Source organism: Bacillus sp. FSL R5-0439 (assembly GCF_038008805.1).
Classification (GTDB): Bacteria; Bacillota; Bacilli; order Bacillales; family Bacillaceae; genus Bacillus; species Bacillus safensis.
Genome location: NZ_JBBOZW010000001.1, coordinates 1,278,256 through 1,301,418 on the forward strand (window position 1 = coordinate 1,278,256; position 23,163 = coordinate 1,301,418).

The window sequence follows — 23,163 nt, forward strand, 5'->3', positions numbered from 1 at the left end:
TCATTTCCTCCTTATAAAATAGGAAATAGGAAGGAGGCGCTGCATGTCTAGAAAAACGAAAATGGTGCTTGCGCTCGCAGGATGTCTTGCAATTCTTGCGGCCTTTGCAATGCTCATGATCCAAACCATTGATCATAAAATATTAAGTGAAGCAGAAATGAAAAAAATGATCTCAAAAGACTACAATGGAAACATTACACATATTGATCTAATCAACCATAAACAGGACTATACATTGACGCTGGAAAATGCAAATGGCATCTACCAAATCATTGCATCTTCTTCAAGCGGTCAAATGAAAGAAATTAGACAGTTAAAAAGCTATCAGAAGCCGAATGAAAAAAATGCTGAGCTCCAGGCAGAAGAGGCGGCTGTTAAAAAGGTGAGCGGAACCGTCATTCAAAAAAAAGAGACGACAGATCGTTTTATTTTTACCATCCAATCAAAAAAAGAATTGTATCAAGTCGAGGTCGACAAACAGTCATTCAAGGTGCTTGAAGCAGAAAAGAAAAAACCAACCTCTAAAGAAAAGAAGCTCACAAAAATCACTGTCGAGGAAGCGATCCAAATTGCCGTCAAAGAAGTTGGCGGAACAGTGGATGATGCCGATCTTGAAACATTCAGCGGTATGCTCGTTTTTGAGGTGGAGCTGGATTTGCCTGACGGCAGAGAGGCAGAGGTACTTGTGAACGCCTATACAGGAGACATTGAGGGCATTACGTACGAAAACTAATCCTTTTCTCATGATATTCTCATGTTTCTTTCCTTCCTTTATCATCTTGTTTTCTTAAGATATAGAAGAAATCAAAAAGAGGAGGAAATGAACATGATGAAAAAAGTACTAGTAGCTACAGCATTAACGGGAACTCTTGTCGCAGGTGGTTTCACACTTCAAGCGCAAAATACAAATCAAACAGCAAACGCCGAGCAAGTCGTGCAAAAGAAATCGTCTTTTGTTTCAAAGAAACAAGCTGAAAAAGCAGCCTTAAAAGTGGTGAAAGGCTATGTAGACGATGTGGATCTTGAGCGTAAAAAAGGAAAATGGGTGTATGAGGTCGAGATTAAAAAAGGCGGCTTTGAATATAAAGTATATGTCGATGCAAAAACTGGAAAAGCGCTGAATGATCCAGTCAAAGAAAAGAAACAGAATGTGAAGATCACGAAAAAACAAGCTGAAAAAATTGCTCTTGCAAAAGTAAAAGGCACAGTCACCGATTCTGATCTAGATAAAGAAAATGGTGTGTACATCTATGAAGTTGAAATCACAACACCAAGCGGCGAAGAAGTTGATTTTGAGATTTCCGCTAAAACGGGCAAAATCCTGAAGCAAGAATGGGATGATTAAGCCATCATCAAACCTTACACTTTCATGTGTAAGGTTTTTTCATTGGGACAAACTACGGGAAAGGAGGCGAGAGAATATGAAGAAAAAAGAAGAAGAGCAGACAATGGATTATGCGGAATACGTTCCGCATCCTGATGGAGAAGGATATGCTTTGTTTTTGCATGATTCCTTTCATCTCCTCTCCCAAGAGGATATGAATCAGCCGGAAGAGGAATAAAAAGACAGGAAAGGGCGATGGTAAGAGTTGTCCATCGCTCTTTTTTTTGAAAAGTAAGCGAATACATAAGAATACTTGGCATCTTGCTTATTGACATCATTCCGCTTTTTCTGTAATCTCAGTGTGTTAACAATATGAGACTTCGTTAGGTGAGGCTCCTGTATGGAGATACGCTGCTGCCCAAAAATGTCCAAAGACGCCAATGGGTCAACAGAAATCATCGACATAAGGTGATTTTTAATGCAGCTGGATTTTATCCTATGCCATACAGTGCTAAAGCTCTACGATTGAAGGAGCAAGTGTTTATTTTGTCATGCTTACAAAGCGCCTTCATTCGGTTGAAGGTGCTTTTTTATGAGAAAAGGAGGTGTGGGGATGGATCATCCCGATTCGAGACACATAGAGAGTATGTCAGAAGATCAGATTGACGCATCAGACAGAGGAGATCCTGACCCCCGCACATTCTAAGGGATTCGGGTATCTCCTGATTTTGGGGAGGTAACAGCGATGATACAGAACATTACGTACGATGAACTCATTTTAAGAATCATTATTTTGTTAAGAGATGGCAAACGCAAAGAATTCAAAAACATTATGGAAGAACTTCAGCCATATGATATGGCCTATTTATTTAAAGAACTTCCAGAAAAACACCGCGGCCGCTTCCTTAGCTTTTTAACAGTCGATGATGTGACGGAAATGATGGGTGAGCTTGAGCGCGAGTACCAAGAAATTGTGCTTGAAAAAGTAGGGAAAGACAAAGCCACCTTCGTCACAAACAAAATGGATAACGATGACCTAGCCAACTTGTTTGATGAAATGGATGATGAGCTGAAAGATCAGCTTTTATCAAACATGGAGGCAGAGGAATCAAAGGCCGTCCAGCTTCTCATGAATTATCCTGCTGAGACAGCAGGCCGGATTATGACCAACCGGTACGTATGGATTCCTCAGCACTATACGGTTCAGGACGCAGTTGTGAAGCTGAAAAGCTTTGCTGAAATTGCAGAATCGATCAACTATTTATATGTTATTAACGATCAAAAGCAGCTTGTAGGGGTTCTGTCGTACCGCGATCTCATTTTAGGTGAACCAGATGAAAAAGTGCAGGATCTTATGTTTACAAGAGTCATTGCCGTTGGGGCCTTTCAGGATCAGGAAGAAATCGCCAAGCTGATTGAACGGTATGATTTTCTTGCCATTCCTGTTGTGGAAGAGAACAATGTCCTCGTCGGAATCGTCACAGTCGATGATATCATTGATGTCGTCATCCAAGAGGCAGGAGAAGACTATGAGAAGTTCGCAGCCTCCGGTAAAGATATTACATTCGACACGCCCGCTTTTGTTGCAGCATACCGCCGTCTCCCGTGGCTCATTTTACTTTTATTCATTGGGCTGATTTCAGGCAGTATTTTAAATTACTTTGAAGATACCCTTCAGCAAGTCGTCGCCTTAGCTTTCTTCATGCCAATGATTGCTGGGATGACAGGGAATACAGGGACACAGTCGCTAGCGGTCGTCATTAGAGGACTTTCAAAAGAAGAATTAACGAAAAAAACCATTATGCGCCTAATTTTTAGAGAGCTCCGGACCAGTATTTACATTGGGATTGTCTGTTCCATCATTATTACAGTCGTCGCAATGGTGTGGCAGGGCAATATGATTTTAGGTTTTGTTGTCGGGTCCTCACTACTTGCCACACTGATTATTGGAACGATGGCAGGTACGATCGTGCCTATTATTTTACACAGATTAAACGTCGACCCTGCTATTGCATCTGGGCCGCTTATTACAACATTGAATGATATTTTATCACTGCTCATCTATTTTGGAATTGCGACAGCGTTCCTCCATACACTTATGTAGCAAGAAGACTGTAAAACATGACGTTTTACAGTCTCAGCGCGTTGACAAACCCTTGCATTCGGTGTCAGTCCTTGCGTGCCGGTGCTCACGAATGTTCAATTCGCTCCGCTCCGGTACTCGTCCTTCCTAGACTTCAAAGGTTTTCAGATCGTGCTGAAAGGTAGACAAAGGACCATCCTTTGTCCACAATCTAAGCCTGTAAAACATGACGTTTTACAGGCTTTTTTTGTATAAAGATTGCATATAGCGCTTCCATCCTTTACATTTTAAGGAGAAGGTGGGAGAGAAACATGAAGAAGTTTTTATTCATTTTGATGTGTTTGCTTTTGCTGAATGCATGTCAAAGGGAAGACGAGGGGAAAGACCGGAGGCTAGTGGCTGCAGAGCATATGCTTGAAGCCATCACTGAAGGAAATAAAAGAAAAATGGAAGACGTCTACGTCGAAGGTGCGGTACCGAGCCCAAATGACATTCTGAAATTGAAAAAAGAATGGGGCATAGACACACTTTCTTATGAGGACTTTCAATTAGAAGAAGCCAGCATTCATGTGTTCCATGCGAATTATGAAGATGCAAAAACCGGGAAGAAAAAGGCACTTGCCCTCCGGGTGAAAGAAGATCCAGAAAGAGGCGGTGTGCTAATTGACTTTGTAGGGGTTGTTGAAGGGTCTGAGGCATCCTCTAAATAAAAGTCAAGGTATCTTTAAAAGGATAGAAGAGCTGACAAAAATTAGCTCTCCTATCCTCTTTTTTATCACAAATTAGTTATGCCCATTAACTCCATAAAGTGTGAGAGGGCACTGGTCATGTAAGAATCGCGGCGCCTTATAAACACAGTGGGTACTATTCTATGTGGCTCCGGTAATGGATGACAGGTAAAGCCGCCTTGCACCCGGGATTCAACCATAGATTTTGGTAATACGGTAACTCCCAGGCCGTTTTCAACGCATTTAAGCACGCCCTCTAAAGTACCATATTCCATTACCTTCATAGGAGGATAACCGCTGCTCTCTAGCCATTGCTGCCAACGGCCTAAATAGATGCAATGAGCGAATGACGAGAGCAATGGTTCGTGTAAAATTGATTCTACCTGGAATTGCTCCGAGGAGTAGCTTGTAATCAGGACCAGGGATTCGTCCAATACAGGATACTCCATAATTTCCGGATGAAGAATGGGCCCATCTACCAATGCGCCGTCTACCTTGTAGTTAAGAATGGCGTTAACTTGATCTACTGTAGGTGCCATATACATACTCAATTCTACTTGTGGAAAATTCTTATGATATTCGGCAAAAATCTTTGGCAATCTTGTAGAAGCGGTTGACTCTATAGATCCAATGTGTAAAGTTCCCCGCGGAGTAGATGAAAGCTTTACTGCCTCTATCGCTTCTTCGAAATCGTAGAGTAATTTGTTTACATAGGGCAATAGTTCGCGTCCTGCAGGTGTTAAAGATATCTTCTTATGATATCGATAGAGAAGAGGAACTCCTAATTCTTGTTCAAGACGTTGGATTCGTGCAGTAACATTGGACTGCACATAATTCAATTTCTGTGCCGCTTTTGTGATGCTTTGTTCAATTGCAACGGCTTTAAACACTTCCAAAGATTTAATATCCAAAATAACTCTCCTTTTTGCATCACAAATTGTGATCAACTATACATTATTTTTTGATTTTACGTGATCCAATGGAATAAGTAAACTTAAAGATATAAGAGGTTGATGCTAATTGTGTCCCTTGGTATCTGATCATGAGGAGGATGGTGAGGTAGGGAATTTTATCTAGGAAAAGAAAAACAAACGTTTCCAATGAATGAGGAGGGAATCTATTGATTTCAAAGACGAATGTCCAAGAGAAATTTTTGCAAATAAATGATTATTGGAATCCTAGAATAAGCGGAGAATTAAACGATTCATACATTAAGATGGTAAAAGTTAAAGGTGAATTCATTTGGCATCACCATGATGAAGAGGATGAAATGTTTTTTGTATGTAAAGGGAAGCTGGTCATCCGTTTCAGGGATAAAGAAATAGCTCTTAATGAAGGGGAGTTTATTGTGATTCCTAAAGGAATTGAACATCAGCCAATTGCTGAAGAAGAAGTTCATTTGCTATTAATTGAACCCAAAACGACGCTAAACACGGGGAATGTGGTCAATGAACGAACCGTTTCGATTCCTGAGCGAATCGATGAACACTAACTCGTTGCACTTAACAGGTGCGTTAGTTAAAAAAGAGGCAGCAATCGCTGTCTCTTTTTCATTCAGCAATTGCAACAATCAATACGAACAAAACTTTGATTTTAAAGAATAAGCGATTCTTTTTTTGTTTAACGATTTTTATACCGAAAGTGTGCATTAATCTGGCCTTCAAGCATTTTTTTCTTAAATTGTCCGCTTTTTAGCGCTTGTTCTTTTTTCTTCATGTCTTTTAAAATTTCAGCTGTCTGCACACCGTCTTCCCGTTTATTGGCGATGTCCATTAAACGTTCAACATCTGCAAAAGAATATTTCCGTGTGCCTCTTGTTGAGCGCTGGGGGTAAATGAGTTTACGTTCCTCATAATATCGGATTTGCCTGACGGAAAGCCCTGTTAACTCACTGACAATCCCGATTGAAATGACTTTTTTATCTTTATAAGATACATCTTCCTGCGTCATATACTCACCCCTGCAAGTCTTTTCTTCATATTATATAGAACGAGAAGTAAAAAAACCTATCGTTTGTTAGAAAATATAACACAAAAACGAAAAAAATGAAAAAACTATGGAAGGAAAGATAACAGATAATGTGCAATACATCTTACGCCGGCATATAATCATGGTGAGTTGACATAGGAGGAGGAGCATATAATGGAGCAAGCACAGATCATTCGTATGGCAAAAGAAATCATCGCATTAGATGTGAAGAGGGATGAATTGCTCGAGCAATTCATGCAGGCTGCGGGTCAGAATGCACATGCGCTTCTAAGGGCCATACAAAATGATTTGTATAAGAGGTCTTCATAAGCACCCGATCCAAATCACTTGATAGGAGGGGATAATCGGTGCGGCGTATATTAAAAGAAGCTTTAGCAAAAGAAAGACATTATTATACGAAGCAGCTATGTTCATTAGGGGTTTACAGCCCTGATGCGGCCAAGAACATGACAATTAGTGACTTAAAAAAAGAGTATCATTTCTTTTTCAACAAAACAGAGCGCTGTTTGTAAAAATCCCTTGAAATGTGCGTATGTCACATAAAGGGTTCTTTTTTTGTGTTTAATATTATAGCAATATTGAATTTTGTAGAAATTTGGCGAATGAAGTGCGAGAAACCATAGATTCTTTACAGATTATGTTAAAGTGTGTCGCATCTTGATGGTTTGCTGAAAAAGCTTTTTTTCGAGATGATTGTGAAAAATAAGAAGGATTTTAAAAGTTTATATCGAAAACTTATACATAACACGAATGGAGTCACTTATGTGGTTGAAAGGGTTTTCAAAAACGTACTTCTATTTTTTACGAAAGGCTCCAACTGCACCGCAAGACAGCCTTGAAGTTAAAAAAATATTATAAGAGGTAGATATGTGATGAGACTATCGTTTAATGAAGAAGAAGTAGAACGCTCAATGACGCTTTACAAAGTTTTTGCAAGAGCATTTAAAAGCGTTTCAGAACACAGTATTAGAGACAGCAAAGAGCATGGGTTTAATCCAACTGAATTTGCCGTACTTGAATTACTGTACACGAGAGGTGCTCAAAAGCTTCAGCAAATCGGCTCAAGACTCCTGCTTGTCAGCGGGAATGTGACGTACGTAATTGACAAATTAGAACGAAATGGTTTCATTGAAAGAGAACAGGACCCTAAGGATAAACGTTCGGTTTATGCCCATTTAACGGATAAAGGGCGAAGTTATCTTGACAAGATTTATCCGATCCACTCTCTTCGGATTGCGCGTGCATTCTCTGGTCTGACGCGTGAAGAACAAGAGCAATTGATTAGTCTATTGAAAAAAGCAGGTATTCACAGTCAGCATTTATTATTTAGATAAAACGAAAAGGTGCCATGATTGGCACCTTTTCGATTGTTGATAAAGGGCTAAAGTGATCTTTATTTTAGCCCTTTGTCTTCTTCTCGGCTCAGCGTGACAGAAAACCTTTGAAGTCTAGGAAGGACGAGTACCGGAGCGGAGCGAATTGAGCATTCGTGAGCACCGGCACGCAGGACTGACACCGAATGCGAGGGTTTGTCTGCACGCTGGAAGGTGCCATGATTGGCACCTTTTTTATGTATCAAGATGCGCCGGATAGGCGATGAATTTTTCAATATCGCTTGCTGGCAGCGGCTTGGCATAATAGAACCCTTGCAGGTCGTCACAGCCCTGGGCAGATAATAGCTGGGCCTGTGCAAATGTTTCAACACCTTCTGCTATCACTTCGAGAGATAATTGGTGTCCCATCGCTATAATAGCCCCTGTAATCTGTTCTGACTTTGAATCACTTAAAATATCCTCAATAAAGGATTTATCAATTTTCAGCCGATGAATAGGTAAATCCTTTAAATAGCTTAAGGAGCTGTGGCCTGTACCGAAATCATCAATACTAATGCGGACGCCAAGCTGTTTTAGCGATGTCAGCACTTGTTTTGATTGCTTGATATTGTCCATTGTCATACTTTCTGTGACTTCAAGCTCCAAGAGGGACGGTTTCAGGTCGTATTTTTTCAGTGTCAGCTTGATCAAATCAATTAAGTCTTCAGAATTGAATTGTTTCGCAGATAAATTCACAGCCACAGGGATCTTTAGCCCATCGTCATACCACCTTTTTGCCTGCTTGCCAGCCGTATCAATGACCCATCTGCCAATATCGATGATCAGTCCTGATTCCTCTGCCAGCTCAATAAAAGCCTCAGGTGACTTTAAGGAACCATCTGGTGCCTTCATTCTTAAAAGGGCTTCAACCCCAGTCATCTTTCTTGTTTTGGCACTGACTTGCGGCTGGTAGTGAAGGACAAATTGTTCTCTTTGAATGGCATCCCTCAGCTCCAGCTCCCGGTTTAACCTGTCCTCACTCAATCTTTCCATGGATTCGGTAAAGAACTCATAACGGCTTTGCTTATGTTTTTTGGATAAATACATGGCCATATCGGCTTTTCTCATCAGCTCCATTCCGTCTTTGCCATTTTGCGGAGAGATAGCGATTCCAATGCTGATGGATGTAATGAGCTGATGGTTCTGGATGAAAAAAGGACGTTCAAATTGATGGATGATATTTTTAGAAAATTGTTCGACTTTATATGTATCATGATCCATGTGAGGAAAGATCATTAAAAATTCATCGCCGCCAAGTCTTGCGATAAAGCCATTGTCCGGTAAACATTGCGTCAGTCTATTTGCGGCAGCTTTCAGCAGTAAGTCTCCGATGTTATGCCCAAGTGCATCATTAATAATTTTAAAACGATTTAAGTCAAGAAACAGAACCGCTGTTGATGTTTTTGACTTTTCTTGAGCGGAGAGAACATCATTTAAATGATTAATGCCGTGGCGGCGGTTAGGAAGCTCTGTTAATGCATCATAATGTGCCATCACATGAATTTCTTTTTCTGCTATCCGCTGCTGCGTTAAATCTTTTAAAACAAGATAAATGCTGTCGAGTGAATTGTTTACATGGACAGGTATGTAAGTGACATGATAATAATAAAAACGATCTGCTGCTTTCAGTTCTGCTTCGCGTGTAATGGCTTTTTTTGACTGAGAAATAAATTCTTCCCACAATTCAGTAGGCATCACATATTGGCTGACATCATCACCAATCTTAGAATTGCACAACTCTAAGATTTGTTTACCTGAGTCATTTGCAGAAAGCACCTTTCGATGGACAGATAACACGATAATACCGTCTATATTATGCTTGATCAGCGATTGAAACCGCTGTTCATTTTCCTTCAGCTGATCTGACTGTGTCATGATCCGGTGATCAATATAGGCACCAAAGATCATCAGCGTTTGGACAATCAGTGTCATCAATCCGATGAAAAGCGACAGGCTAAATGGCGACATTTCAAAAAAACCACCTGCATCGGCCTGTCCATTTGAATGATAAAACATGGTAGAAGCAGCCATACCAGTATAATGCATACCTGCTATAGCACCGCCCATCAACATTGAACCAAGACCCTTTAAAAGATAATTCTCCCGTTTACTTTTAGTGCGGTCAACACGAAAGAAGAGCTTCAATGAGAAGTAGGAGGTAATGGCAGCAATGAAAAACGAAAGAAAAAAGAGGACTGGATCATAGCTGATTGAGACATTGGCCATTGATTCCATTCCAAGATAATGCATGCTGCAAATAGCTGAACCCATGGTGATTGAACTAATGAGCAGCCGTCTTCTAGAGAGCTGCTTTTGAATGCATATTGAAAAAGCGATCAAGGATCCGATAAATGAGGCCAAAATCGATAAAATCAGTAAGTATGTATCATATGTGATGCCAACACGCATTTGAAATGCCATCATGCCAATAAAATGCATCGACCATATCCCCATTCCCATGATCATTGCACCAATGAGCAGCCATACCTTTTTCTTTGCACCGCTTGATTGTGCTACCCTGCTGGCTATATGAAGAGCTGAGTAGGAGGCAACAGCGGCGACAGCGATTGACAGAAAGACAAGCCATCCATTGTAGCTTCCTGTTAAATGGGTCATGTAAGAAAACCTCCAGTACTTTAAAACAGACATATACTTAATATATCGGATCGAATGGCTTCTGTGTTCACCTTTCCTTCACTTAAATACAATAATCAACGTTTTTTTCACCCTTCTTTTATAGTAAAATCAAATTTAATGTAAAAAAACGACGAAAAGCGAATCGTTTCTTCGGTTTTATTCGTTTAATATATGGTGTGATTCTAAAAGAGATAGAATCAGTCAAATGATTATGTTTGAAAGGGATTGATAAACATCGAAGATTTTATTATTTCTTTAGCTGATGCCTTTAAGAACTTGTCATACTTTGGCATCTTCCTCGCATTATGCATTGAATTTGTACCTGCTGAAGTGGTTTTGCCCCTTGCGGGTTACTGGGTCTCAGAAGGGGACATGGCTTTTATCGGTGTTGTGGCGGCCGGCTCCATTGGCGGCGTGGCTGGTCCTTTGACCTTGTACTGGTTAGGACGTTATGGCGGCAGACCCTTTTTAAATAAATATGGAAAGTACTTTTTTATAAAACCTGAGTCGCTTGATAAATCGGATGCTTTCTTTGAAAAGCATGGCGGATTCGTCGCATTCAGCGGCCGGTTCATACCAGGAGTCAGAACACTTATCTCCATCCCGTGCGGTATTGCCAAGATGAATGTGTGGGTCTTTTGCCTGTATACGTTTTTGGCCATTACACCAATTACGTTTGTGTATGTGTATCTTGGATTTATGCTCGGAGAGAACTGGAAAGAGGTTGGCGCCATCTTAGATCCATATCTTTTACCAATTGGGATCGGTGTTGTGTTATTGTTTGTTCTCTACTTATTGCTAAAACGAAGAAAAAGAAAAACAGAAACGCCAACTGCCTAATCAATGGATCGAAGTGAATTTCACCTGTTGACAATCCAGTGTCTATTGATTAAGATATAAGTAATCTAAATATTCTAAATCCCGCCAAAGGGGAGTAGCGTCCGGTTTTTACCGGAAACAAAGTCGTCATTACATGGACTGATGTTCATCGGCTTTGTTGGCATGATTCTACATATCACATGTCTAGCAAGACCTTTGCCATTACAGGCAAAGGTCTTTTTTGCATTCATAAGCCTTTGTCTGTTGTGGGACAATAGATAAAAAAACAAGGAGGAATGATGATGGATGCAGCCATTATTTTAGAGTACGGGTGGGTTCTGCTCGTACTTATTGGATTAGAAGGGATTTTAGCAGCTGATAACGCGCTGGTCATGGCCGTGATGGTCAAACACCTTCCTGAAAAACAAAGAAAAAAGGCACTGTTTTACGGACTTGCAGGTGCGTTTGTCATGCGGTTTGGTTCTCTGTTTCTTATTTCGTTTTTAGTGGATGTATGGCAAGTTCAAGCCATTGGTGCAATTTATCTTCTTTATATTTCCATTCACCATATTTTAAAATCGCACGTATTTAAGAAAAAGGAAACTGAAACAAATATGAAGCAAAGCGGTTTCTGGGCAACAGTCGTGAAAGTAGAGCTTGCCGATATTGCTTTTGCTGTTGATTCCATTTTAGCAGCCGTTGCTTTAGCTGTGACATTGCCGAAAACAAGTCTTCCGCAAATCGGTGGACTCGATGGCGGTCAATTTATTGTCATTCTTTTAGGTGGTATTATTGGTCTTGTCATTATGCGATTTGCAGCAACGGTCTTTGTGAAACTGCTCAAAACAAGACCGAGCCTAGAAACAGCAGCATTTGTCATTGTCGGATGGGTGGGTGTGAAGCTCACGCTTTATACACTGTCACATCCAGCTATTGGAGTCGTATCATCTCATTTTATCCATTCAGCATTATGGAAAATCATTTTCTGGACCGTGCTTCTCGCAATTGCAGCATTTGGCTGGTTTTTATCAAGTCCATCAAGAAAAGGCGGGCAGGAAAACGAGGAGAAACAAGAGGCGCGCCTGGGAGAGTAGTTTTTTTGAAAGAAATATCATTTCATTTTCATAACACGTATATTACAAATAAGGGGGAGATACCCCCTTATTTCTTTGCTTTTAGACGAAACATTGTAAAGTAGATGATGACATACATGTCATAATTGAGTAACAGGAAATGAATTCCTCATTTCTTCCTTTGCGCTTCCCTCATAAATTAGCTATCATAAATGAGTAATATAGGGAGAACTGAGGTGAAACCATTGCTTAGCCTTTTGTTTAAAAAAGGAAAGAAAAAGCAAACATTAGAGCAGTCGGCTATCAGTATTCAACAAGGTGATAGCGAACTGCAAAATGCATTAATAGAGCAATACAAACCATTTGTCGCTAAGACGGTTTCATCCGTTTGTAAACGATATATAGATGAAAAAGATGATGAATTCAGCATAGGCTTAATTGCCTTTAATGAAGCGATAGAAAAATACTCTGCCGAAAAAGGAAACTCACTGCTTGCTTTCGCAGAATTAATTATTAAAAGAAAAGTGATTGACTATATTCGTAAAGAAGCAAGAAATGCGCCAACGGTTCAAATGGACCTGCAAGAAAGTGAGAATGGCGAATACTCTCAAAGCATGATTGAAGCAGAGCTCTCTGCAAATGAATATAGGCGTTTAATTGAACAAGAACATAGAAGAGAAGAGATTGAACATTTTAAAGAACGACTGAAAGTATACGGTCTCACGTTTCAAGAGCTGCTTGAGCATTCACCAAAGCATGCCGATGCCAGGCAAAATGCGATTAAAGTAGCCCATACACTCGTTGAACACGATGAGCTGAGAACGATTTTATTTCAGAAAAAACAATTGCCGGTCAAACAGCTGGAAAAGCTAGTGGAAGTCAGCCGCAAAACGATTGAGAGAAATAGAAAATATATCATTGCGATGGCGATCATTATGACAGGTGATTATGTGTATTTGAAAGATTACCTTAAAGGGGTGCTTAATTCATGAGAAGAGGCATTATAGTAGAGAAAAACAAAAAATATGTCACGCTGCTGACCCCTGATGGACAATTTCTGCGGACAAAATATGAAGAGCAAAACTATGAAATCGGCCAAGAAGTGACATTTCCAAATGAATCACGTCTTGAAAGAAAAAGAGCCGGTTTTTTTGACCTGCTTCGTTTACGTCCTTTAAATGCAGGAATCCTATCAATAGCAGCGATTATTGTCGTAATTTTTACTATGATGCCATCTTTCTCAAGTCAAAAAGCATATGCGTATATGACAATTGACATTAACCCAAGCTTTGAGCTGAAGCTTGATCACAATTATCAAGTGATCGGTGTCACACCGCTGAATAAAGATGCGAAGCAAGTACTGGCGAGTATGAAGGATTTAGAAAAAAACGACATGACCAAAGTCGTGCAGGAAATTATAGATGACTGTGACAAAAAAGGATATGTGAACGACTCTAAAAGTATTTATATTTCAACCGTTTATGAAAACAAGCAGGACAATACATATAAAACAAACGTAAAAAGCAAAATTAACACCATTTCTGGTGAATATCAAAAACGCAATTATAAGCTGGAAACTGTGGAAAGTGACCTGGAAACAAGGGAAAAAGCTCAAAAGGCAGGCATTTCAACAGGAACATATATTAGAAATCAAGAAATGCAAGACAAAGAACATGAAAATATCAAAAAGGATGAAGACGCAGCAGAGAACGATGCTGTGAAGGAAGAAGATCCTAAGAAACATGATGAAGAACAAGCAGATAAAGACAAACAAGAAGACGTAAAAATAGACGATAGCAAAGAGATGCAGCCAGATCAAGAGGCTCCAGAAGCTGAGGACAAAGAGCAGAAGGAAGCAGAGAGGGAAGAGCAAGGATCTGTTCAAAAGCCTCAAAAACCTGAGGATGAAAGCAAAGACAACAAAATAAAGGAAGAAAAGGTTCCTTCTTTCGATAAAGAGCAAAAAAAAAATCACTCAACTGATCGTGATGAAAGAAGACACTGGAACGGACCATCACGTGGTGATGCGGAAAAACACGCAAAAAAAAACCGCAGGGATCTGAACAATCCTTCCGCTGAACAAAAAAGAGAACATGCAAAGCAAAAAGGGAAAGGTGCACCGTTTCCTTATCGCGAGAACAGGCATGAGCACACATATGAACAATAAAAAAACGCCAGAATAGCTCCGGCGTATTTCACCATGTCATGATTTAGATTGATTGCCCATTTGTGATTGAGCTTGTTGAACGAGTCTTTTTGTGATTTCACCGCCAACAGAACCGTTAGCACGTGAGACTGTATCTGAACCGAGAGTGACGCCAAATTCTTGAGCGATCTCGTATTTAAATTGATCTAAAGCTTGTTCTACTCCAGGAACAAGAAGTTGATTTCGATTTGCCATGTCATATTCCTCCTTTCACCTCATGTTTGTTGCGCCTTCTTATTTTGAAAAAAACGGCGTGCAATTATGCTGGCAATTGCTGTACAAAAAAGCCGAGGTGATGGAAGTCACCTCGGTTGTTATTTATCCCTTATTCAGCTGCAGCGTATTATACATCATTTCTTGAGCTGTGCTTTGCAAATGAGAAGTAAAGACAGAGAAGACGGTAGAACTGATAATCCCTTTAATCAAATGCCATTGGCTCTTCGTCAATTCTGTAAACTCGTCATGGAGCTTGTCTGTCTGCTCCTCAGTTATTTCTCGTAAATTTGTTTCCTTTAATGGAAATTGTGTATGGTGATAAATAAAATCAAGGACGTGCGCATATGCTTCATAAAAACGGATTGGACTAATAATATCATCTGTTCGATCTGTGATGGTGTTAAATAGGGCAGATAAGATCACACGAATGGTATCGAAGTCAAAAACTGATTTTAAATCCCTGACAATTAATAAAATAACGACCTGATCAATAGAGTATTTTTTGCCAAGCTCTGGATGGCCAATCATATCTTTAATATCACGTTTGATCCAATTTTGAATCGCCGTCGATTTAAGAGAAGTCAGCTCACACAAGTTGCCAAGCTCAACAATTTCATTTGTAGAAAGACCATGCTCTGATTTTTGCTTCCGCCGTTCAAGCTTCTCAAAAAAAGACGGGATCTTTAATTCATCATAGTCATGATCCTTGCCATTTTTTACAGATAGTTTCAAAAGCTGAAGCGGAGTCAGATCTCCCTCTCCTTTTAGAGAATACAGAAGTCTTGTCATGTCAATTCTCGTTAATTTAAAAGTAACCATGTTCCACCTCATTTGTACGTCAAAACGTGATTATTGATCTAATTCAACATCATAGTCTCTTTTTGATGAAAATGCAAAATAAACTCAAAATCAAAGCCGGCGCGTCACAATTTGTTCACTTTTATGCTGGGGCAAATGTCGTAAATATTGATGTGACGGGGCTTTAGCCGTTATGATAAACAGAGAAAGTGATTCCTTTTTCCTTGCAATTTGAGACGTTTATTTTTATAATTTTATTAATAAGTTCATTTGAACTTAATATGACAGCGGAGGTTATGTATGGGTAAGAGAATATTTCTGTTTATATTAACGAACATTCTTGTTATCACTACGATTGGTATTGTACTGTCGGTTATTAGTGCAGCAACTGGTGTTGGTTCTTATATAGGAGCAGACGGAAGACTTGATATCCTTTATCTTCTTGTATTCAGTGCAGTTGTTGGTTTTGTTGGCTCGTTTATGTCACTTGCAATGTCTCGTTGGATGGCAAAAATGATGATGGGTGTACGTGTGTTAAATCCAGAAAAGGATTCATTAACATATGATGAGCAGCAGCTTGTTGACCGCGTGCACAGACTTTCAAGAGCAGCAGGCCTTTCTAAAATGCCTGAGGTTGGTATTTATCAATCATCTGAAGTAAATGCATTTGCAACAGGTCCTTCTAAGAGAAGATCACTTGTTGCGGTATCAACTGGATTGCTTCATGAAATGGATGATGCAGCAGTTGAAGGTGTAATCGCCCACGAAGTTGCTCACGTTGCAAATGGTGACATGGTGACAATGACGCTGCTTCAAGGAATCGTCAACACGTTCGTTGTCTTCCTTTCAAGAATTGCGGCATGGATCGCAAGCCGTTTTGTTTCACGTGAAGAGCTTGTGCCGATTGTTCACTTTATCGCTGTGATTGTTTTCCAAATCATTTTCTCTGTCCTAGGAAGTCTTGTCGTGTTTGCATATTCTAGACACCGTGAATTCCATGCAGACCGCGGCGGAGCCGACCTTGCAGGTAAAGATAAAATGATTCATGCGCTTCGTTCACTTGAGGCGTACACGTCAAGAATCAAAGATGATGACCAAACAGCAGTCGCTACGCTAAAAATCAGCGGTAAACGAAAAGCTTCTCTTTTCTCAACACACCCTGATTTAAATGAAAGAATCAGAAGACTTGAAGCAAAATAAGAAGGACGAAAAGACATTCTTTTACAGGATGTCTTTTTCTTTTTGATGAAAAAGAAAATAAAGCATAAAATAGCTTTAAAATCATGTCTCTTTTCATTAAAATGATAAAGGTATTCGAAAAGATAGATAAAAGAAGGAATGACAATGAATCCTATAAAAAAGCTAATTGACCGGCTGTCAGCGTTTCAGTTGATTGCCCTTTATTATTTTCTTGCTGTAACCGTGTCGCTTATTCTTCTCAGCCTTCCAGTGGCTCATCAAGAGGGGGTCAAATGGACATTCATTGATGCCTTGTTTACAGCGGTGAGTGCTGTAAGTGTCACAGGACTGACTGTTGTCGACACCTCACAAACTTTTAGTGTCACAGGGATGTGGATCCTTGCGTTTGTTCTGCAAATCGGAGGCATTGGCATTATGACGCTCGGTACCTTCGTATGGCTTGTCATGCGAAAAAGAATTGGAATTAAAGAAAGAAAACTTATCATGGCAGATCAAAACCAGAGCAATTTATCTGGAATTGTAAAACTAATGAAGCAGGTCTTATATTTGATTTTACTGATTGAGTTTGTCGGCGGGCTCATTTTAAGCATGTATTTTCTCAAATATTATGATGTGCAAGGAGCTTTCTTACATGGTTTCTTCTCGAGTATTAGTGCGACAACCAATGGGGGCTTCGATATTACGGGGAGCTCACTTATCCCTTACAAAGATGATTATTTCGTCCAGTTTATTACGATGCTGCTGATCATCTTTGGAGCGATTGGTTTTCCTGTGCTAGTGGAAGTGAAGGATTATTTGTTCAATCAGGACCGAAAGCACGCATCGTTCTCATTGTTTACAAAAATCACAACGCTCACGTTTGGCGGTCTTGTCGTTGTTGGAGCGATTGGGATATATGCACTAGAGGCCGGGTTTAGCTTCGTAGGGAAGAGCTGGCACGAAATCTTGTTTTACTCTTTGTTTCAATCGACTGCAACAAGAAGCGGGGGGCTGACAACGTTAGATATTACGCAGCTGACCGAACCGACGCTTTTATTTTTATGTATGCTCATGTTTATCGGGGCTTCCCCAAGCTCTGTGGGGGGCGGAATTCGGACAACTACGTTTGCCCTTAATTTACTCGCATTGTTTCATTATGCTAGGGGAAACAAGTCCATCAAAATCTTCAAGAGGGAGCTTCATCAAGCAGATATTAATAAATCCCTTATGGTGACCATGATGGCTTTTATTTTGGTTTTTGGCGCTACGTTCCTGTTATCCTTAACAGAGCATAATACACTTCTTGAAAATTTATTTGAAGTTTGCTCTGCTTTCGGAACAACGGGACTGTCGCTTGGGATTACCTCAGATCTCACTGTGTTTGGTAAATGTATCATCATGATTGTCATGTTTATTGGACGGATCGGTATTCCAAGCTTTTTATATTTAATCGGCCGAAGAGAAAGCGAAGCGAATTATCATTATCCGAAAGAGCGCGTCATCATTGGCTAAACAGCATTCAATTTGAATGCTGTTTTTTTATTTCCATTATCTAACTGGCTAAATCACATGGGATGTTCGCAATCTATAGGTAAGAGGTGAACGAGACGTGCTGGATGTGTTATGGAAAGCAATTGTCATGCTGCTAGTTGGTACCTTGCTGCTGAGAATAGCAGGGCCTAAATCCATTAGTCAATTAACTGTACAACAAACAGTGATTATGATTTCAATCGGATCGATTATTATCCAACCCTTTATTGAGCATAATTTACTTGAAACCATTTATGCAGCTACTATCTTTATTGTGGCACTTGTCATTATGGAAAAACTGTCGATTCAATCTGATTTCTTTGAAAAGTTGCTTTCAGGCAAATCGGTCGTGATTTTACAGGATGGCGAAATGCTTGATCATAAGCTGAAGAAAACAAGGCTCACAAGGGACGAATTTAGAATGCGTTTAAAGCAGCAAGGCATCACTGACATCAGCAGTCTCAAAAAAGCCACGCTAGAAGCCAATGGACAAATTGGCTATGAGTTAAAACCTGAGGAAAAGCCAGTGACGGTCAAGCAGATGAAGGAATTCCTTGACCAATTAAGAGAAGAACTAAACCTGCCAAAAAAGGACTGAATTCAGATGAAAAGAAAAGCAGCGAAAAATGAAGCATTAACAAATAATATGACGCCGACAGAAAGCATGGCGCATGATCAAGGACAAACCCAATTTGATGAACAATCAAGAGATCGTCAGGCAAACCGAAATTCTCATAAAGGGAAACAAGGGGGGGCATCTCGTGACTAAGAAGCATGTGAAGAGCAAAGAGATGAAGGACCATAAAAAGCCAATGGACCCAGATATTTTAGAAGAGGAATTTGGCAGTGAGCTTGGAGATATCAACAGCAGCAAATGGATTGATACGTTGATGAAGCCAAAGAAAGATGCTGCATGTAAGCAGAATAAGAAATAGAAAAAACGATCCAATAAGGATCGTTTTTTATTTGATATAACTCCCTTGCCTGCCGGTGATCGTTCGCATGAAGTTGTTCATTTTGAGTTCAATCACTGGCTGAGCAACGGTTTTGACAAAAGTGCTAGAAAGGGTAAAGGTTAACAGAATGGTCAGCAGCAATAAAATGAGTACACTTGCTGCATTTAGCGCCCAGTCATCAAACCAAGTGGTTCTTAGCAGCTTGATCACAAAGCCATGTAATAAATAAACATATAACGTTCTTGTTCCCCATTTTGTAAAGAAGAAACGGCGTGTTGGAACTAATGCAAAGAAGCTGAATGTAGCACCAAATGCAAGCAAATACCATGCCATTCGTTTCATCGCCGCAATCATTCCTTCATCTCCTAGAGAAGCATACGACTTTGAGCCAAATAAGAAGGAATAATCAAATTCATAGAAGTAGCAAAACAGGAAGACAGCCATTAATACAAAAAGTGCTGCCAGTTTTCCTTTGCTTGTACGAATGAATTCAAAATGCTGCTTTTTTAAATAAAATCCAGCTAAAAACATAGGCAAAAAGACAAACGTACGTGATAAGCTGAGTGTATTGCTGATGCTGTCCACATAACCGACAAGTAATGCAATCGATAAACTGACGATCATTGCCCAGTGGAACGGCAGTTTTGAAAAAGGAATAAGTAGCAAATTCCAAAAGAATAAACTAATTAAAAACCATAAGGACCATTGCGGATCAATTGGATTTAAATTGGTTATGCTTTGATCCTGTAATAGGTAATAGTAAACCGAATAGATCACCTGAAAGATTAAATATGGGATGATCAGCTTAACGGCGACTTTTTTCATAAAGCCCGGTTTTCTAAACCCTTTTGCAAAAAAGCCAGAAACTAAAATAAAGGCGGGCATGTGAAAGGTATAAATAAACTTGTATAAATAGAGCATCCAGTCATTATCGTGAATGAATGATCGTAACAAATGACCAAAAACAACTAGAAAAATCAGAAGGAATTTTGCATTATCAAAATAACTATCTCGTGAAGATGCCATAACATCACCTTTCCTGCTCGATTTCAAACATAAATGTTCTAAGTGCACTGTTCCCTTATTTGCCCCATTCTAAAATACATTTTTGCTTAATTCGCTATTTGATGTGAAATTGTAGAACGGTTGTAAAAGAAGCGTAAGAAAAGTGAAATGTTATACAATCCTGTCATCCAAATGAAATAAATGAGACAGTCTTCGTGTAAAAAGTTATCTTTTTTTATGAGTCGAATGAAGGAACAATGAAAATATTGTAGAAATATTGTAGAGGAATGAGGCTGGAAAAGGAGTGTAAGAGAATGACTGAAACGCTCGATGGCAATAGATTAACCCCTGCAGGAGATATCAGAAAATTAGAAAAAGAGAACGAATATTTGCGAACTGAGTTGATGCAGCAAAAAATGCTGTTAAATAAGACGCTAGATGCCATTTTTATATTTGATCAACACCTCAACATCATCCAAGCCAACGAAGCAACATGCAGGCTTGTACAGACACCGAAAGAAGACCTCCTCAATAAATCCGTTCTAGATTTCCTATACGGCATCCCGAAAGATAAAGTTGAATGCTCACTCGATCTATTTTTTCGAAAAGGTACGTTAAAAAGAGAAATCTCCATTCAGCTTGAAAGTGGTGAAACAAAATACATTGAATTTGTTGCAGAGCATGACACCATGAATCAGCAATATATTGTGGTCATGCGAGACATTTCCTCCAAAAAAATATTAGAACGAGAACGCTCCATGAATGAGCAGCTGTTCAAAGATTTGTTTGACCGAGCCATTGACGGGATGGTCATATTTGATCAGGATGGCTGCATGATTGATGCGAATCATTCTTTTTGTCAGAGCTTTGAGCTGCAAAAGACTGATTTAACCGATCGCTATTTACATGAATTTGTCGAAGGCGATAATCTTCCAGCTTTGCAGCATCTTTTAACGTCACTTAAAGAAACAGGGAAAGCAAAAGGGGAGCTTCCTGTTACCCTTCAATCTGGCCAGCAAAAATTATTCGAACTCACCATTACATCAAATGTGATGAGTGGTTTTTATATGTCCATCATGCGTGATATTACAGAAAAAAGACTGATGGAAGAGAAACTGTTAAAAAGTGAAGAACGCTTTAGAGAAATTTTCGAAAATGCAATGGATGCCATCATCATATGGGCGGATGATGGAGAGATTGTGAGAGCCAATGAATCAGCCTGCCGAATTTTTGAATTACCGATGCACTCGCTGATTGGCAAAAAACTTACCGACTTTCTCGTCAAATCTGATAAGAGATATAGACCAACAAGAAGACGTTATATCCGCAATCATGAAATAAGGGAAGAGCTATTGTTCAAAATGGCAAATGGGCAGTATAAAGAGCTTGAGTTTACATCAAAACATGCGGTATTAGAAGGACAGCACCTAACCATTTTACGTAATGTAAGTGATCGAAAAAGAATGGAGCAGGAGCTGCGCGAAAGTGAGCTCAAATTCCGTAAAGTATTTAATGGGTCAATGGACGGCATTGTTCTTTTTGATAATCAATACCGAATCATTGAAGTCAATCCATCTGCAAGCGAGCTGCTTCAATTGAAGGACGATCATTTAACAGAAATGAATCTTTTCCACATCCTTGCCCCTTATCAAATTGAAAATTTGGCTCAACCAGCCGAGGCGATGTCATTAGATGAAATGGACAATGAGGTTCCGTTTGTACTGAACCATCCAGATCAGCGTATACTGGAATTCTCTTTTAAACGTAACATTATCCATAATATGAATTTGGCGATCTTTAGAGATGTGACAGAGCGGAAGGAATTAGAAGAGCGGGTGAGAAAATCAGATACCCTTCATGTGGTCGGAGAGCTTGCTGCTGGAATTGCTCATGAAATTAGAAACCCGATGACAGCATTAAAAGGCTTCATTCAGCTGTTAAAAGGAAATATAGAAGGAGAGTATTCGCTCTATTTTAATGTCATCACATCAGAGCTGAAAAGAATTGAATCCATCATCACGGAATTTTTGATTTTAGCGAAACCACAAGCTATTGTATATGAAGAAAAAAATGTGGTGCAAATTGTGAAGGACACGATGGATCTTCTGCACGCACAGGCGAATCTTGGCAATGTTCAAATGCATCTCAATGTGCTGGACGAGATACCACTGATATATTGTGAACAAAACCAATTAAAGCAGGTCTTTATTAACATTTTAAAAAATGCAATTGAAGTCATGCCGCGCAAAGGAAATGTCTATGTGAGCATTCAGCGAAAGGGCGAGGAGCATATTGTCATTTCCTTGCGTGATGAAGGCTGCGGAATGGCGGAGGATAAGCTAAAGCGTCTAGGTGAGCCTTTTTATACAACGAAAGAAAGAGGAACTGGACTTGGGTTAATGGTTAGTTATAAAATTATTGAAGAGCATCAAGGAACCATTGAGGTAGAAAGTGAGGAAGGCGTAGGAACCGTCTTCCATCTCACGCTTCCACTAAGGCAGCAGAAACAAGAAGGAGAGCAGTAACGTGTATTATACCGTCTATCACGCACCCATCGGGGCATTATACATACTAGAAAAGGACGATGCCATCATCGAGGTGATGTTTGATGATGAGCCGTTTTTAGCAAAAAAGCAGGCAATGAATCTAAACCAAGCAGATACGCCTGTCTTACAAGAAGCGAAAAAGCAGCTGGATGAATATTTCAAGGGAGAGCGTCAAGTATTCGATCTCCCGCTCAAGCAAACAGGTTCTCCGTTCCAAGAGCAGGTGTGGGGAGCATTGTCGGCCATTCCATATGGTGAATCAAAAAGCTATGCAGACATTGCAGAGGCGATAGGCAATCCCAAGGCTGTAAGAGCCATCGGACAAGCTAACAGACGAAATGCATTACCTATTTTTATTCCGTGTCACAGGGTGATTGGAAAAGACCGGTCTCTGACGGGCTATGCAGGATCGAAGACAGACATGAAAGCGGTCCTCCTTGAATTAGAAGGCATCCCATTTGTTCAAAAATAAATCGATTGACCTGTTCCGAATTTTTCCTGAGTGACATATCCTTTTATTAAGCTAAAAAAGTTGGTTGAGGGAAAAAGGAGGGCGCTGGCATGTTTTGGGGCAAAAAAGGTAAAGTGTATGCAGTTACGTCACTATGTGTCAAAATGAACGTTTTGACGGAAGAACAGAAAGAAGAAATCTTAACAAAAACGAATCAAGAAACAAAAAAGCGCGGTGCTCTTAAATGACA

The 23,163-nt window shown here is 39.8% G+C and carries 27 protein-coding genes and 2 riboswitches; of the genes, 21 read left to right on the top strand and 6 right to left on the bottom strand.

The genetic code is table 11. From position 1 onward, the window contains the following. Window positions 1-43: 43 nt before the first annotated feature. The 5 genes from NST59_RS06420 to NST59_RS06440 all read left to right on the top strand — a co-directional run bounded on the left by NST59_RS06420 (window position 44) and on the right by NST59_RS06440 (window position 4,117). The gene (locus NST59_RS06420) at window positions 44-733 is read left to right on the top strand and encodes a PepSY domain-containing protein (RefSeq protein WP_039178029.1); all 690 of its coding nucleotides are present in this window, start codon (window positions 44-46) and stop codon (window positions 731-733) included. Window positions 734-826: 93 nt separating this feature from the next. Continuing rightward, window positions 827-1,345 carry a PepSY domain-containing protein gene (locus tag NST59_RS06425; RefSeq protein ID WP_039178030.1) on the top strand — a complete coding sequence of 173 codons (519 nt, stop codon included), beginning with the start codon at window positions 827-829 and terminating at the stop codon, window positions 1,343-1,345. Window positions 1,346-1,421: 76 nt separating this feature from the next. After that, window positions 1,422-1,562 (top strand): hypothetical protein, encoded by a 141-nt coding sequence (locus NST59_RS06430; protein ID WP_180272400.1) that lies wholly within the window; start codon window positions 1,422-1,424, stop codon window positions 1,560-1,562. A 134-nt stretch (window positions 1,563-1,696) separates the two neighbouring features. Then, window positions 1,697-1,861, top strand: a riboswitch (M-box (ykoK) riboswitch). A 208-nt stretch (window positions 1,862-2,069) separates the two neighbouring features. Beyond that, window positions 2,070-3,428: a magnesium transporter gene (gene mgtE / locus NST59_RS06435; protein ID WP_039178033.1), complete on the top strand. Its 1,359-nt coding sequence runs from the start codon at window positions 2,070-2,072 to the stop codon at window positions 3,426-3,428. Between the two features lie 290 nt (window positions 3,429-3,718). Next, complete coding sequence (locus tag NST59_RS06440; RefSeq protein ID WP_268502089.1) at window positions 3,719-4,117, top strand: hypothetical protein; 399 nt, start codon at window positions 3,719-3,721, stop codon at window positions 4,115-4,117. Window positions 4,118-4,182: 65 nt separating this feature from the next. Here the strand turns inward: NST59_RS06440 and NST59_RS06445 are convergent, their stop codons facing one another. Next, complete coding sequence (locus NST59_RS06445; RefSeq protein WP_144495094.1) at window positions 4,183-5,046, bottom strand: LysR family transcriptional regulator; 864 nt, start codon at window positions 5,044-5,046, stop codon at window positions 4,183-4,185. Between the two features lie 209 nt (window positions 5,047-5,255). Between NST59_RS06445 and NST59_RS06450 the strand changes: the two genes are divergently transcribed. Then, window positions 5,256-5,627, top strand: coding sequence for a cupin domain-containing protein (locus tag NST59_RS06450; RefSeq protein WP_081258444.1), 372 nt, complete (start codon window positions 5,256-5,258; stop codon window positions 5,625-5,627). 128 nt (window positions 5,628-5,755) lie between these two features. On the opposite strand, the gene NST59_RS06455 is transcribed toward NST59_RS06450, so the two are convergent. After that, window positions 5,756-6,085 (bottom strand): MerR family transcriptional regulator, encoded by a 330-nt coding sequence (locus tag NST59_RS06455; RefSeq protein ID WP_024424656.1) that lies wholly within the window; start codon window positions 6,083-6,085, stop codon window positions 5,756-5,758. A 192-nt stretch (window positions 6,086-6,277) separates the two neighbouring features. On the opposite strand from NST59_RS06455, the gene NST59_RS06460 reads away from it, so the two are divergent. From NST59_RS06460 to NST59_RS06470, 3 genes are all read left to right on the top strand, one after another. Continuing rightward, window positions 6,278-6,433: a hypothetical protein gene (locus NST59_RS06460; RefSeq protein WP_185847124.1), complete on the top strand. Its 156-nt coding sequence runs from the start codon at window positions 6,278-6,280 to the stop codon at window positions 6,431-6,433. A 38-nt stretch (window positions 6,434-6,471) separates the two neighbouring features. Beyond that, complete coding sequence (locus tag NST59_RS06465; protein ID WP_024426818.1) at window positions 6,472-6,636, top strand: hypothetical protein; 165 nt, start codon at window positions 6,472-6,474, stop codon at window positions 6,634-6,636. Between the two features lie 357 nt (window positions 6,637-6,993). After that, complete coding sequence (locus tag NST59_RS06470) at window positions 6,994-7,458, top strand: MarR family winged helix-turn-helix transcriptional regulator (protein ID WP_095408317.1); 465 nt, start codon at window positions 6,994-6,996, stop codon at window positions 7,456-7,458. A 234-nt stretch (window positions 7,459-7,692) separates the two neighbouring features. Here the strand turns inward: NST59_RS06470 and NST59_RS06475 are convergent, their stop codons facing one another. Next, window positions 7,693-10,113, bottom strand: coding sequence for a bifunctional diguanylate cyclase/phosphodiesterase (locus NST59_RS06475; protein ID WP_039178040.1), 2,421 nt, complete (start codon window positions 10,111-10,113; stop codon window positions 7,693-7,695). Between the two features lie 246 nt (window positions 10,114-10,359). On the opposite strand from NST59_RS06475, the gene NST59_RS06480 reads away from it, so the two are divergent. The 4 genes from NST59_RS06480 (at window position 10,360) to NST59_RS06495 (ending at window position 14,193) form a co-directional block, all read left to right on the top strand. Beyond that, the gene (locus NST59_RS06480) at window positions 10,360-10,974 is read left to right on the top strand and encodes a DedA family protein (RefSeq protein ID WP_039178042.1); all 615 of its coding nucleotides are present in this window, start codon (window positions 10,360-10,362) and stop codon (window positions 10,972-10,974) included. A 77-nt stretch (window positions 10,975-11,051) separates the two neighbouring features. Then, a riboswitch (yybP-ykoY riboswitch) is annotated at window positions 11,052-11,222 on the top strand. Between the two features lie 33 nt (window positions 11,223-11,255). Beyond that, on the top strand, window positions 11,256-12,047 hold the full coding sequence (locus NST59_RS06485; RefSeq protein ID WP_064498365.1) for a TerC family protein: 792 nt from the start codon (window positions 11,256-11,258) through the stop codon (window positions 12,045-12,047). A gap of 215 nt (window positions 12,048-12,262) precedes the next feature. After that, a complete protein-coding gene (gene sigI, locus NST59_RS06490) occupies window positions 12,263-13,018 on the top strand; it encodes an RNA polymerase sigma factor SigI (RefSeq protein WP_039178045.1) in 756 nt (251 codons plus the stop codon). Continuing rightward, window positions 13,015-14,193, top strand: coding sequence for an anti-sigma factor domain-containing protein (locus tag NST59_RS06495; protein WP_341040531.1), 1,179 nt, complete (start codon window positions 13,015-13,017; stop codon window positions 14,191-14,193). Before sigI ends, NST59_RS06495 begins: the two co-directional genes overlap by 4 nt. A 36-nt stretch (window positions 14,194-14,229) precedes the next feature. On the opposite strand, the gene NST59_RS06500 is transcribed toward NST59_RS06495, so the two are convergent. Both NST59_RS06500 and NST59_RS06505 read right to left on the bottom strand, forming a co-directional pair. Beyond that, the gene (locus NST59_RS06500; protein ID WP_034281522.1) at window positions 14,230-14,427 is read right to left on the bottom strand and encodes an alpha/beta-type small acid-soluble spore protein; all 198 of its coding nucleotides are present in this window, start codon (window positions 14,425-14,427) and stop codon (window positions 14,230-14,232) included. A 123-nt stretch (window positions 14,428-14,550) separates the two neighbouring features. Next, entirely contained in the window at window positions 14,551-15,267 is a 717-nt protein-coding gene (locus tag NST59_RS06505; RefSeq protein WP_039178049.1) for a DUF1836 domain-containing protein, read from the bottom strand. 279 nt (window positions 15,268-15,546) lie between these two features. On the opposite strand from NST59_RS06505, the gene htpX reads away from it, so the two are divergent. From htpX to NST59_RS06530, 5 genes are all read left to right on the top strand, one after another. After that, on the top strand, window positions 15,547-16,446 hold the full coding sequence (htpX, locus tag NST59_RS06510; RefSeq protein ID WP_039178050.1) for a protease HtpX: 900 nt from the start codon (window positions 15,547-15,549) through the stop codon (window positions 16,444-16,446). A 144-nt stretch (window positions 16,447-16,590) separates the two neighbouring features. Further along, window positions 16,591-17,937 carry a TrkH family potassium uptake protein gene (locus tag NST59_RS06515; RefSeq protein ID WP_084096377.1) on the top strand — a complete coding sequence of 449 codons (1,347 nt, stop codon included), beginning with the start codon at window positions 16,591-16,593 and terminating at the stop codon, window positions 17,935-17,937. Window positions 17,938-18,034: 97 nt separating this feature from the next. Continuing rightward, entirely contained in the window at window positions 18,035-18,553 is a 519-nt protein-coding gene (locus NST59_RS06520) for a DUF421 domain-containing protein (protein WP_039178055.1), read from the top strand. A gap of 6 nt (window positions 18,554-18,559) precedes the next feature. Continuing rightward, on the top strand, window positions 18,560-18,724 hold the full coding sequence (locus NST59_RS06525) for a hypothetical protein (protein ID WP_087975542.1): 165 nt from the start codon (window positions 18,560-18,562) through the stop codon (window positions 18,722-18,724). Further along, window positions 18,717-18,890 (top strand): hypothetical protein, encoded by a 174-nt coding sequence (locus NST59_RS06530; RefSeq protein ID WP_189292461.1) that lies wholly within the window; start codon window positions 18,717-18,719, stop codon window positions 18,888-18,890. The genes NST59_RS06525 and NST59_RS06530 overlap by 8 nt, the downstream gene beginning before the upstream one ends. A gap of 27 nt (window positions 18,891-18,917) precedes the next feature. Here NST59_RS06530 and NST59_RS06535 read toward each other — a convergent pair whose 3' ends face one another. After that, a complete protein-coding gene (locus NST59_RS06535; protein WP_039178056.1) occupies window positions 18,918-19,937 on the bottom strand; it encodes an acyltransferase family protein in 1,020 nt (339 codons plus the stop codon). A 293-nt stretch (window positions 19,938-20,230) separates the two neighbouring features. Here NST59_RS06535 and NST59_RS06540 point away from each other — a divergent pair, with 293 nt between their 5' ends. The 3 genes from NST59_RS06540 to NST59_RS06550 all read left to right on the top strand — a co-directional run bounded on the left by NST59_RS06540 (window position 20,231) and on the right by NST59_RS06550 (window position 23,161). After that, window positions 20,231-22,441, top strand: a complete 2,211-nt coding sequence (locus NST59_RS06540; protein WP_039178058.1) for a PAS domain-containing sensor histidine kinase — start codon at window positions 20,231-20,233, stop codon at window positions 22,439-22,441. A gap of 1 nt (window position 22,442) precedes the next feature. Further along, complete coding sequence (locus NST59_RS06545) at window positions 22,443-22,934, top strand: methylated-DNA--[protein]-cysteine S-methyltransferase (protein WP_341040532.1); 492 nt, start codon at window positions 22,443-22,445, stop codon at window positions 22,932-22,934. Window positions 22,935-23,023: 89 nt separating this feature from the next. After that, complete coding sequence (locus NST59_RS06550; protein ID WP_180272401.1) at window positions 23,024-23,161, top strand: hypothetical protein; 138 nt, start codon at window positions 23,024-23,026, stop codon at window positions 23,159-23,161. The last annotated feature ends 2 nt before the right edge of the window (window positions 23,162-23,163 follow it).

Excerpts from the sequence above, each read along its gene's own strand:
- NST59_RS06420 (WP_039178029.1), top strand. The coding sequence starts at position 44 with ATGTCTAGAAAAACGAAAATGGTGCTTGCGCTCGCAGGATGTCTTGCA.
- NST59_RS06425 (WP_039178030.1), top strand. The coding sequence starts at position 827 with ATGATGAAAAAAGTACTAGTAGCTACAGCATTAACGGGAACTCTTGTC.
- NST59_RS06430 (WP_180272400.1), top strand. The coding sequence starts at position 1,422 with ATGAAGAAAAAAGAAGAAGAGCAGACAATGGATTATGCGGAATACGTT.
- mgtE (WP_039178033.1), top strand. The coding sequence starts at position 2,070 with ATGATACAGAACATTACGTACGATGAACTCATTTTAAGAATCATTATT.
- NST59_RS06440 (WP_268502089.1), top strand. The coding sequence starts at position 3,719 with ATGAAGAAGTTTTTATTCATTTTGATGTGTTTGCTTTTGCTGAATGCA.
- NST59_RS06455 (WP_024424656.1), bottom strand. The coding sequence starts at position 6,085 with ATGACGCAGGAAGATGTATCTTATAAAGATAAAAAAGTCATTTCAATC.
- NST59_RS06460 (WP_185847124.1), top strand. The coding sequence starts at position 6,278 with ATGGAGCAAGCACAGATCATTCGTATGGCAAAAGAAATCATCGCATTA.
- NST59_RS06475 (WP_039178040.1), bottom strand. The coding sequence starts at position 10,113 with ATGACCCATTTAACAGGAAGCTACAATGGATGGCTTGTCTTTCTGTCA.
- NST59_RS06485 (WP_064498365.1), top strand. The coding sequence starts at position 11,256 with ATGGATGCAGCCATTATTTTAGAGTACGGGTGGGTTCTGCTCGTACTT.
- NST59_RS06495 (WP_341040531.1), top strand. The coding sequence starts at position 13,015 with ATGAGAAGAGGCATTATAGTAGAGAAAAACAAAAAATATGTCACGCTG.
- NST59_RS06500 (WP_034281522.1), bottom strand. The coding sequence starts at position 14,427 with ATGGCAAATCGAAATCAACTTCTTGTTCCTGGAGTAGAACAAGCTTTA.
- NST59_RS06505 (WP_039178049.1), bottom strand. The coding sequence starts at position 15,267 with ATGGTTACTTTTAAATTAACGAGAATTGACATGACAAGACTTCTGTAT.
- htpX (WP_039178050.1), top strand. The coding sequence starts at position 15,547 with ATGGGTAAGAGAATATTTCTGTTTATATTAACGAACATTCTTGTTATC.
- NST59_RS06515 (WP_084096377.1), top strand. The coding sequence starts at position 16,591 with ATGAATCCTATAAAAAAGCTAATTGACCGGCTGTCAGCGTTTCAGTTG.
- NST59_RS06525 (WP_087975542.1), top strand. The coding sequence starts at position 18,560 with ATGAAAAGAAAAGCAGCGAAAAATGAAGCATTAACAAATAATATGACG.
- NST59_RS06535 (WP_039178056.1), bottom strand. The coding sequence starts at position 19,937 with ATGGCATCTTCACGAGATAGTTATTTTGATAATGCAAAATTCCTTCTG.
- NST59_RS06540 (WP_039178058.1), top strand. The coding sequence starts at position 20,231 with ATGACTGAAACGCTCGATGGCAATAGATTAACCCCTGCAGGAGATATC.
- NST59_RS06550 (WP_180272401.1), top strand. The coding sequence starts at position 23,024 with ATGTTTTGGGGCAAAAAAGGTAAAGTGTATGCAGTTACGTCACTATGT.